Below are 7,911 nucleotides of genomic sequence, written 5' to 3' on the forward strand. Positions count from 1 at the left end.
CCTGGTGGAGATCGACGGCCGCAAGGGCTACCCCGCCTCATGCACCACCCCGGCCGAGGCCGGCATGAACGTGCGCACGCAATCGCCGAAGCTGCAGGAGCTGCGCAAGGGTGTGATGGAGCTCTACATCTCCGACCACCCACTCGACTGCCTGACCTGCAGCGCCAACGGCAACTGCGAGCTGCAGGACATGGCCGGCGTCACCGGCCTGCGCAACGTGCGCTACGGCTTCGACGGGGCCAACCACCTGAAGGACAAGAAAGACGAGTCCAACCCCTACTTCAGCTACGACCCGAGCAAGTGCATCGTCTGCAACCGCTGCGTGCGGGCCTGTGAAGAGACGCAAGGCACCTTTGCGCTCACCATCAGCGGCCGCGGCTTCGACAGCCGCGTGTCGCCGGGGCAAGACGAGCCCTTCATGGAAAGCGAGTGCGTGAGCTGCGGCGCCTGCGTCGAAGCCTGCCCCACCGCCACGCTGCAGGAGAAGAGCGTGATCTGGCTCGGCCAGCCCGAGCACAGCGTGATCACCACCTGCGCCTACTGCGGCGTGGGCTGCGCCTTCAAGGCCGAGATGAAGGGCAACGAGGTCGTGCGCATGGTGCCGTGGAAGGACGGCAAGGCCAACGAGGGCCACTCGTGCGTGAAGGGTCGCTTCGCCTGGGGCTACGTCTCGCACAAGGATCGCATCACCAAGCCGATGATCCGCGCCAAGATCACCGACCCCTGGCAAGAGGTCAGCTGGGAGGTGGCGATCGGCCACGCCGCCAGCGAGTTCAAGCGCCTGCAGGAGAAGTACGGCCGCGACAGCATCGGTGGCATCACCTCCTCGCGCTGCACCAACGAAGAGACCTACCTCGTGCAGAAGCTGGTGCGCGCCGCCTTCGGCAACAACAACGTCGACACCTGCGCGCGCGTGTGCCACTCGCCCACCGGCTACGGCCTCGGGCAGACCTACGGCACTTCGGCCGGCACGCAGACCTTCAAGTCGGTGGAGAAGGCCGACGTGATCATGGTCATCGGCGCCAACCCGACCGACGGCCACCCGGTCTTCGCCTCGCGCATGAAGAAGCGCCTGCGTGAAGGCGCCAAGCTGATCGTGGTCGACCCGCGCCGCATCGACATCGTGAAGTCGCCGCACATCCGCGCCGAGCACCACCTGGCGCTCAAGCCCGGCACCAACGTGGCCATCATCTCCGCGCTGGCCCACGTGATCGTCACCGAGGGCCTGGTGAACGAAGCCTACGTGGCCGAACGCTGCGACCCCAAGTCGTTCAACGACTGGCGCGAGTTCGTCTCGCGCCCCGAGAACTCGCCCGAGGCCATGCAGGCCGAGACCGGCGTGCCGGCGGCCGAGGTGCGCGCCGCGGCCCGCCTGTATGCGACGGGTGGCAACGCGGCCATCTACTACGGCCTGGGCGTCACCGAGCACAGCCAGGGCTCGACCATGGTGATGGGCATCGCCAACCTCGCCATGGCCACCGGCAACGTGGGCCGCGAAGGCGTGGGCGTGAACCCGCTGCGCGGCCAGAACAACGTGCAGGGCTCGTGCGACATGGGCTCCTTCCCGCACGAGCTGCCGGGCTACCGGCACGTGTCGGACAGCACGACCCGCACCACCTTCGAAGACGCCTGGGGCGTGACGCTGCAACCCGAGCCGGGCCTGCGCATCCCCAACATGTTCGACGCAGCGCTTTCCGGCAGCTTCAAGGGCCTGTACTGCGAGGGCGAGGACATCGTGCAGTCCGACCCCAACACGCAGCACGTGGCCGAGGCGCTGATGGCCATGGAATGCATCGTGGTGCAAGACCTGTTCTTGAACGAGACGGCCAAGTACGCGCACGTGTTCCTGCCGGGTTCCTCGTTCCTGGAGAAGGACGGCACCTTCACCAACGCCGAGCGCCGCATCTCGCGTGTGCGCAAGGTGATGCCGCCGCAGGCCGGCCTGGCCGACTGGGAGGTGACGGTGGCGCTGAGCAACGCGCTCGGCTACCCGATGCACTACACCCACCCCTCGCAGATCATGGACGAGATCGCGGCGCTCACGCCCACCTTCCGCGGCGTGAGCTTCGACAAGATCGAGAAGATGGGCAGCGTGCAGTGGCCCTGCAACGACGACGCGCCCGAAGGCACGCCGGTGATGCACACGGCCGCGTTCGTGCGCGGCAAGGGCCGCTTCATGATCACCCGCTACGTGGCCACCGACGAGAAGGTCACGCGCAAGTTCCCGCTGCTGCTGACCACCGGGCGCATCCTCTCGCAGTACAACGTGGGCGCGCAGACACGGCGCACGCCCAACAACCTGTGGCACAGCGAGGACCGCCTGGAGATCCACCCGCACGACGCCGAGGAGCGCGGCATCAAGGAGAACGACTGGGTCGGCATCCAGAGCCGCGCCGGTGAGACGGTGCTGCGTGCGGTGATCACCGAGCGCATGCAACCAGGGGTGGTCTACACCACCTTCCACTTCCCCGAGTCGGGCGCCAACGTGATCACCACCGACAACTCCGACTGGGCCACCAACTGCCCCGAGTACAAGGTGACCGCCGTGCAGGTGATGCCGGTGATGCAGCCCTCGGCCTGGCAGCAGGAGTACAGCCGCTTCGACCGCGTGCAGCAGGAGCTGCTGCACGCCGCCACGCAGGAAGCAGGGGCCAAATGACAGCAACGCCATGAACATCGACCACCTCGTCAAGATGGCCAACCAGATCGGCGACTTCTTCGAGTCCATGCCCGACCCGGTGGAGGCCGAGGAAGGCATCGCCGTCCACATCAAGAAGTTCTGGGAGCCGCGCATGCGGCGCGAGCTGCTGGAGCACATCGACAGCCAGGGCGGCAGCGGCCTGCACCCGGCGGTGCTGCACGCGATCACCAGCCACCGCAGCGTACTGGCCTGATGGAACCCACGCGCGAAGTCCCGGTTCATCGCAACGGCGAAGCGCGGCTCGACCGCATCGCCGCCGAGGTGCCGGTGGCGCTGGTCTTCAACGGCATCTCGCATGCCGTGATGATGGCCACGCCGGCCGACCTGGAGGCGTTCGCGCTGGGCTTCGCGTTGTCCGAAGGCCTGCTCGCCTCGCGCGACGAATGCCGCGGCATCGACGTGATCGAAGGCGAGTCCGGCATCGAGGTGCAGATCGAAGTCGGCTCGGGTGCCGGTGCGCGCCTGCAGGAGCAGCGGCGCAGCCTGGTCGGGCGCACCGGCTGCGGGCTGTGCGGCATCGACAGCCTGACGCGGCTCGACTTGGTGCCCGAAGCGCTGCCGCCGCAGCCCTGGGTGGCCGGGCTGTCCCCCGCCACCGTGCTGCGCGCCTTCGCCCAATTGCCCGCGCACCAGCCGCTCAATGCCCAGACCGGCGCCCACCACGCTGCCGCCTGGGCCTCGCGTGACGGCGACATCGTCAACGCGATGGAAGACGTGGGCCGCCACAACGCGCTCGACAAGCTGCTCGGGCAACGTGCACTGGCGAAGCTGTCAAACCACGACGGCTTCGTGCTGATGTCCAGCCGCGCCAGCTACGAGCTGGTGCGCAAGTGCGCCCGCCTGGGCGTGCCGCTGCTGGCCACCATCTCCGCCCCCACCACGCTGGCGGTGGACATCGCCGGGCAGGCGGGCATGCATCTCTACGGCTTCTGCCGCGGTGACCAGGCAGTGCGCTACGCCCCCTGAAGCCGCGGGTTGATGCAGAGGTGTCCGCTGCTTCGGCCTGCGCGTCTGCGGAGGTCTTGCACAGCGCGACCGCCGCTGAGTAGAGTACGGCGCACCCTCAACCACCGGGCCTTGCGCATGAACACACTGGACCTGAACGGACGCGTGGCCGTCATCACCGGCGGGGCACAAGGCATCGGGCATGCCGTGGCGCGGCGCATGCTGGGGTCAGGCGCGGCGGTGGTGCTGTGGGACATCAACGAAGCGCAGCTGGCGCAGGCCCGCGCGTCGCTCGCCGCCCTGGGGCCCGTGGCGACGGTCGTGGTCGACGTCAGCGACGAGGCCTCGGTGAACGCCGCCACGCAGACGACGCTGGCGCAGCATGGCCGCGTCGACATCCTGGTCAACAGCGCCGGCATCACCGGCGGCAATGCCAAGACCTGGGAGCTGCGCCCCGAGGTCTGGCGGCAGGTGATCGAGGTCAACCTGACCGGCAGCTACCTCACCTGCCGCAGCCTGCTGCCCCACATGATCGGGGCGGGCTATGGGCGCATCGTCAACATCGCGTCGGTCGCCGGCAAGGAAGGCAACCCGAACGCCGCGCACTACAGCGCGTCGAAGGCCGGTGTGATCGCGCTGACCAAGTCGCTGGGCAAGGAGCTGGCGAAGACGGGTGTGCTGGTCAATGCGGTGACGCCGGCCGCTGCCAAGACGCCGATCTTCGATTCGATGACGCAGGAGCACATCGACTTCATGCTGTCGAAGATCCCCATGGGCCGCTTCCTGGAGGTCGACGAACTCGCTTCCCTGATCGGCTGGCTGGCGAGCGAGGACTGTGGCTTCAGCACCGGCGCGGTATTCGACATCTCGGGCGGCCGTTCAACCTACTGATCCAGGCTCCAAGGCGACGCAGACCGCCCAAAGCGAGGGGCCGCCGTCCGCGAGGGACTTGTTCAGCGTTGCCCTAAAGCGCACAACTCCTGAACCCGCTGAACACGTCGTCACGCTGCGGCATCAGGAAGCGCCTGAACTTCGGGTTGCGCATGCGCTCGCGCGTGGCGAAGGAGGCACCGCGCAGCACCTTGTGCGTGCCGAAGTGCGGCTGCGAATACGTGCGGTCGGGGCCGGGCACGAAGCCCGGGTAGGGGCGGAAGCTCCCGGCCGTCCACTCCCACACCTGGCCGTAGCGGAAGCCGCGGCTCAGGCCCTGGTGCGCGGCCATCTCCCATTCCAGCTCGGTCGGCAGGCGCCGGCCCGCCCAGCGGCACCAGGCGTCGGCCTCGTACCAGCTCACGTGCATGGCGGGCTGCGTCATGGGCGCGCGGGTGAGCTTGCCGAAGCGCTGCAGCAGCACGCTCTGGCGCATCTGGTCCACATGGCGCGGCGTGCGCCGGCCTTCCTGCTGCACCCACGCCCAGCCTTCAGGCGACCACAGGTGCTCTTCGTCATAGCCGCCGTCTTCGACGAACTCGCAGTACTGCGCCCAGGTCACGGGCTGCGCGTCGATCTCGAACTCGGGCACGGTGTGCTCGTTCGCGCCGCGCTCGTTGTCGAAGGCGAAGCCGCCGGGCGGCGTGCCTAGCGTCCAGCGCGAGGCCGGGAAGGCCAGCGCATCGCGCGTGGCCAGCGTGCCCAAGAGCGGCAGCAGGCCGGCGTCGAAGCCGAGCGTTTGCGACATCTCGGCAAAGGCTTCGCACTGCATGTCTTCGCGGAACAGCGCCAGGCGGAAGAAGTACAGCGCGTCGTCGTCGTCCGTCGCGTGCTCCAGCAGTTCGAGCGTGGTCTCCAGCGTGTCGGCCAGGTACTGGCGCGTGGCCTGCGCGTGCGGCAGCGGCAGCTGCCAGCGTGCGCCGTGGGGTGCGAGCGTGGGGTCGTACCACTCGTCGGCAAAGGGGTCGATGGAAGCGAGACGCAGCGCATGGATGTCGGCCTGCTCGCCGCGCTGGCGCTGCACGTTGCGCGAGATCCAGTACTCCTGGAACCAGCCCAGGTGGCCAAGCAACCACAGCGGCGGGTTCAGCTCGGCTTGCATGGGCACGCCCCAGGGCGGGTCGGTAAGCGCCGCCTCCAGCGCGCTCATCCAGCGCAGCGTGTGGTTGCGCGCATCCATCAATGCGAGCGACAGCAAGCCTTTGCCGGCGCGACGCATCTGCGACGACTCGACGGGCGGGGCTTCGAAGTCGAGCATGGCCGGCCTAGCTGTTCTGCTGTGGCGCAAAGGCCTCGGGAAACTGCGGCAGGCCGTCTTCGATCGGCCACCAGTTCGCCTTGCTGGCAGTGCAGAAGTGCGCCACCGGCCGCACGGGCAGCGGCTCGTTGAGCAATCCGGCGCGAATGCGCAGCGTCTCGGGGATCTCGTCGCGGCGGCTGTAGACCGGCGAGCCGCAGCGGCTGCAGAAAGCGCGCTTCTTGCCGGGCGACGACTCGTACTCGGTCAGCAGCTCGGCGCCGCTGTCGAGGTGGAAAGCATCACGGGCCACGGGCAGGTTGGTGGCAAACGGGGTGCCCTGGGCCCGACGGCACTGCGAGCAATGGCAGACCTGGATCGACGCGAGCGTGCCGGTGATGCGGAACTTGATGCCTTCGCACAGGCAGTTGGCGGTGTAGATCATGGGCCGGGCAGCGTCGTCAGTGAGTCGTGACCACGATGGGCTCACCCCGCGTGATGATCATCGTGTGCTCGTACTGGGCCGAGAGGCTGCCGGGCGCACCCACCAGCGTCCAGCCGTCGGCCGCCTCTTCGACGATGCGGCTGCGGGTCGAGAGAAACGGCTCGATGGTGATGACCTGGCCTTCGCGCAGCACCCGCGTGTCTCGCACGTCACGGTAGCCGAGGATCTCCGTCGGCTCTTCATGCAGCGCACGCCCGACGCCGTGGCTGGCGAGGTTCTCGATCACCTTGAAACGGTAAGCCCGCGCGGTGCGCTCGATCGCGCCGCCGATCGCGTTGATGCGGGCACCCGCCCGAGCCTGCTTCATGGCCGCCTTCAGCGCTTCGCGCGTGGCGTGGCACAGGCGCGTCTGCACTGCGGTGGCGGGCGGCACGGCGCGCGTCCCGCCGGTATCGGCAAAGTAGCCGTCGAGTTCGGCCGACACATCGACGTTGACCAGGTCACCCGCGCGGATCACGCGGTCACCCGGGATGCCGTGCGCCGCCTCTTCGTTGATGCTGATGCAGGTGGCGCCCGGGAAGCCATAGCTGAGCTGCGGCGCCGAGCGCGCGCCGTGCCGCGCCAGCAGCTGCGCGCCGATGGCGTCGAGCTCGCGGGTCGTCATGCCGGGTTCCAGGGCGTCGAGCATGTGCTGCAACACCAGGGAAACGATGCGGCCGATGCGCTGCAGTGCTTCGACGTCGTGCTGGGTTTCGATGGTCATGGGAAAGCGGGGCAATCAGGGTCATTCCACTGTAGCGGATCGCCCCCCGCCCCCTCCCGCCAAAGCCCTCAGTACCTCACGAGCACGCGGTACTTGAGCGTGGTGCTGCCACCGGCCGGCACCACCACCTTCCACTCGGCCGTGCCGGCGGCGACCTTGGTGTGCTTCTGCGATTCGTCGAGCATGGTCCAGTCGCCCGGCACCGGCTCGCGCACGGTCACCGTGACGGGCTCGGCCTTGGCGTTGCGCAGCGTGATCTCGTAGGCGCTCTCGCCCACGTAGCTGGCCTTGTTGTTGGGCTCGCGGCGGCGGAAGTCGGTCTGCTTCTTGTCGGCCGTCACGTCGAAGGCCTCGCCCAGCTTCAGGCGCACCTTCTCGTTCTTGGGCGTGTGGTCGATGCGGTCCTCGCCGACGAATTGCGCGTTGCCGGCGCTGTCCCGCTTGTAGACGCGCACCACGCCCTTGGGCATGGGCAGGCCCAGGCGCGAACTCTCGCGGTTGCCGAACTCCACGAACACGCCGGTCTTCATCTTCTGGCCGATGTCGCCCACGCTGGAACGGTAGTAATAGTCGCTGCCCTGCAGCAGCAACTCCTTCACCACCGGCACGCGACTGGCGTTGAGCAGGGCGACCTGCTTGGTCTGGTTGTCGGCCAGTGTGGTGGGGCGGCCCAGGGTGTAGAGGTGGTACTCGAAGAGCGCCTCCTGCTGCATGTCGGCCGCCACCGACGCGGGGGCCGCCATCATCGCCTTCTCTCGGCGTGCGAGCAGGCGCATGTCTTCCTTCACCCGGTTCACGTCGCCCGCCACCAGCTGCAGCCGGGCGTTGGGGTAAGCCGTGCCGCTGCGGTTGGTGAGGGTGACCCAGCCGTTGAGGTCGAGCGTGCCGTC

8 protein-coding genes are annotated in these 7,911 nt (G+C 68.3%); 4 read left to right on the plus strand and 4 right to left on the minus strand.

All coding sequences use genetic code 11. The features are described 5' to 3' along the window. The 4 genes from fdhF to VFL64_RS06550 all read left to right on the plus strand — a co-directional run. Positions 1 to 2,659 (plus strand): formate dehydrogenase subunit alpha (gene fdhF / locus VFL64_RS06535; protein WP_489539570.1); only part of this gene is annotated, 2,659 nt, incomplete at its 5' end. 10 nt (positions 2,660 to 2,669) lie between these two features. After that, on the plus strand, positions 2,670 to 2,894 hold the full coding sequence (locus VFL64_RS06540) for a formate dehydrogenase subunit delta (protein WP_489539571.1): 225 nt from the start codon (positions 2,670 to 2,672) through the stop codon (positions 2,892 to 2,894). Further along, positions 2,894 to 3,667 carry a formate dehydrogenase accessory sulfurtransferase FdhD gene (gene fdhD, locus VFL64_RS06545; RefSeq protein WP_489539572.1) on the plus strand — a complete coding sequence of 258 codons (774 nt, stop codon included), beginning with the start codon at positions 2,894 to 2,896 and terminating at the stop codon, positions 3,665 to 3,667. Before VFL64_RS06540 ends, fdhD begins: the two co-directional genes overlap by 1 nt. A 117-nt stretch (positions 3,668 to 3,784) precedes the next feature. After that, positions 3,785 to 4,537 (plus strand): SDR family oxidoreductase, encoded by a 753-nt coding sequence (locus VFL64_RS06550; RefSeq protein ID WP_489539573.1) that lies wholly within the window; start codon positions 3,785 to 3,787, stop codon positions 4,535 to 4,537. A 73-nt stretch (positions 4,538 to 4,610) separates the two neighbouring features. On the opposite strand, the gene senA is transcribed toward VFL64_RS06550, so the two are convergent. The 4 genes from senA to VFL64_RS06570 all read right to left on the minus strand — a co-directional run. Then, positions 4,611 to 5,834 carry a selenoneine synthase SenA gene (gene senA / locus VFL64_RS06555; protein WP_489539574.1) on the minus strand — a complete coding sequence of 408 codons (1,224 nt, stop codon included), beginning with the start codon at positions 5,832 to 5,834 and terminating at the stop codon, positions 4,611 to 4,613. Positions 5,835 to 5,841: 7 nt separating this feature from the next. Further along, positions 5,842 to 6,258 (minus strand): GFA family protein, encoded by a 417-nt coding sequence (locus VFL64_RS06560; protein WP_489539575.1) that lies wholly within the window; start codon positions 6,256 to 6,258, stop codon positions 5,842 to 5,844. 16 nt (positions 6,259 to 6,274) lie between these two features. Further along, positions 6,275 to 7,021 carry a type I methionyl aminopeptidase gene (gene map, locus VFL64_RS06565; RefSeq protein WP_489539576.1) on the minus strand — a complete coding sequence of 249 codons (747 nt, stop codon included), beginning with the start codon at positions 7,019 to 7,021 and terminating at the stop codon, positions 6,275 to 6,277. Between the two features lie 68 nt (positions 7,022 to 7,089). Next, positions 7,090 to 7,911, minus strand: an 822-nt coding sequence (locus VFL64_RS06570; protein ID WP_489539577.1) for a DUF4139 domain-containing protein, incomplete at its 5' end; no start/stop codon positions are given.

Origin of the sequence: Rhizobacter sp., from assembly GCF_035702065.1 — a bacterium.
GTDB lineage: Bacteria > Pseudomonadota > Gammaproteobacteria > Burkholderiales > Burkholderiaceae_C > Rhizobacter.